The organism is Aminobacter sp. P4_H6_2 (assembly GCF_056400805.1).
In genome coordinates, this window is sequence record NZ_JBFUKO010000773.1 from 1 (window position 1) to 2278 (window position 2278).

A 2278-nucleotide genomic window follows, 5' to 3' on the forward strand; every position below is an offset into this window, starting at 1 on the left:
ACGTTGTCGGCACCGCAACCGAAGCAGCCGCAAAGCAGGTGCCGACAGCCGTGCGCTTCGCCATCGAGGCGCAGCCGGCCTGGGCAGCCAAGCCCGTCGCCGAACGTGCCGCCATCCTGCGCCGCACAGCCGATCTCTATGAAGTAAACGCCCCTGAGTTCTTTGCCCTTGCCACCCGTGAAGCGGGAAAATCGCTGGCCGATGGCGTAGCCGAAGTGCGTGAAGCAGTCGATTTCCTGCGCTATTACGCAGCCGAGGCTGAAAAGGCGGAAGCAGGTACTGCGGCACGCGGCGCAATCGTGTGCATTTCGCCATGGAATTTCCCGCTGGCCATCTTCACCGGCCAGATCGCAGCCGCTCTCGTCACCGGCAATTCGGTGATCGCCAAGCCGGCCGAACAGACGCCGCTGATCGCGGCGCGTGCGGTGGCGTTGATGCGCGAAGCTGGCGTCCCGGAAGACGTGATCCAGCTTCTGCCCGGCGACGGTCCGACGGTCGGTGCGCCGCTGACTGCTGATCCGCGCATATCAGGCGTCTGCTTCACCGGCTCGACGGAAGTCGCCAAGCTGATCGAAAAACAACTTGCCGAGACGGCCGCGCCCGACGCGATGCTGATCGCCGAAACCGGCGGCCTCAATGCGATGATCGTCGATTCCACCGCGCTGCCGGAGCAGGCGATTCGCGACGTGCTGGCCTCCTCGTTCCAGAGTGCCGGCCAGCGCTGCTCGGCGCTGCGAGTGCTCTACGTCCAGACCGACGTCGAAAAGAAGATGGTCGAGATGCTGAAGGGTGCGATGGAAGCGCTCAGCATCGGCGATCCGTGGCAGCTGTCGACCGATGTCGGCCCCGTCATCGACGAAGAGGCGCAGAACTCGATCCGCGACTATTGCGCAAAGATGGAGGCCAAGGGCAAGCTGATCGCCAAGCTCGATGCGCCCAGCGATGGCCGCTTCGTTGCCCCGCACGTTTTCCGCGTCAAAGGCATCGAGGAGATGGAGCGCGAAATCTTTGGCCCGGTTCTGCATGTCGCGACCTTCGAGGCTGACCAGCTCGACGAKGTTATCGCTGCGATCAACCGCAAGGGCTACGGCCTGACCTTCGGCCTGCACACCCGCATCGAAGGCCGTGTCCAGCACATCATGGACGGCATCCACGCCGGCAACATCTATGTCAATCGCAACCAGATCGGTGCTGTTGTCGGTTCGCAGCCATTCGGTGGCGAGGGGTTGTCGGGCACCGGACCCAAGGCTGGCGGACCGCACTATCTGCGCCGCTTCCGCAAGGCACCCGAAGCAGGCACTGTGCTGCCGGAAGGCCACAAGGTCACTGCGACCGAACTGGTCGACAATCTTGTCGATGCCGGCGAGTGGGCGACACGACCGGACCGTATCGCCATCCTGCGCAAGCATCTGCGAGGCAAGGGCGCCGAGGCGATTGCGGCTGCGGCAAGCATCGATTTCGGCCAGATCGACCTGCCCGGACCGACGGGTGAGGCGAACACGCTGTCGCTCAATCCGCGCGGTCACGTGCTTTGCCTCGGGCCGGATGCAGAGACGCTTCTTGCCCAGGCGATCCAGGCGCTTGCCGCCGGCAATGCCGTTCTCGCAGTTGCGCCTGGCGCTCCGGCTGCGGTCCACGCGCTGCTCGGCAAGGGCCTGCCGATCTCTGCCATCGATGGTCGCCCCGATCCGGTCGAGGCGCGTTCGCTTGCCGTCGATGTCGTGGCTTATTCGGGAACCGAAGAGAGCATGCGCATCGTCCGCAAGGTGGTTGCCGAGCGCAAGGGCCCGATCGTGCCGCTGATCAGCGAGGTGATCTACCCCGCCGCCTATGCCCATGAACGGGCCGTCTGCGTGGACACCACTGCCGCCGGTGGCAACGCCAGCCTGCTGGCATCCGCGTAAGAATAAATTGGGGCAGGCCAAGGCCTGCCCCATTTAAATTTCTTCCGGCGCGCAGCCGAAGCGTAGCAAGTTTCCATGCGGATCGTGAACGTAGAATTCCTTCATGTTCCACGGCCGAACGGTGAACGGACTCAATTTCTCGACGCCACGAGCTGAATACTCTGCGTGCAGCGCCGATACCTCGCCGCCCCTGATATAACAGGACGACACCTCAGGCAGCTTGCGGTCGTCCGATTTCCAGAAGTGGATTTCGATCTCGCCCCGCCGCACGATCAGGTAGTCGTCCATTGCCGGGCCGATAACCTCGAAGCCAAGCTTGTCGCGATAGAAATCGCGACTTTCGGTGATGTCGGGCGAGGGCAGCACTGGGATAC

2 protein-coding genes are annotated in these 2278 nt (G+C 63.5%); one reads left to right on the plus strand and one right to left on the minus strand.

What is annotated here, in order from left to right; genetic code table 11:
* Positions 1-1904, plus strand: a 1904-nt coding sequence (locus tag AC1DUU_RS29915; protein ID WP_476786943.1) for an L-glutamate gamma-semialdehyde dehydrogenase, incomplete at its 5' end; no start/stop codon positions are given.
* 33 nt (positions 1905-1937) lie between these two features.
* On the opposite strand, the gene AC1DUU_RS29920 is transcribed toward AC1DUU_RS29915, so the two are convergent.
* Positions 1938-2276, minus strand: a complete 339-nt coding sequence (locus tag AC1DUU_RS29920) for a bleomycin resistance protein (RefSeq protein WP_476786944.1) — start codon at positions 2274-2276, stop codon at positions 1938-1940.
* Positions 2277-2278: the final 2 nt, after the last annotated feature.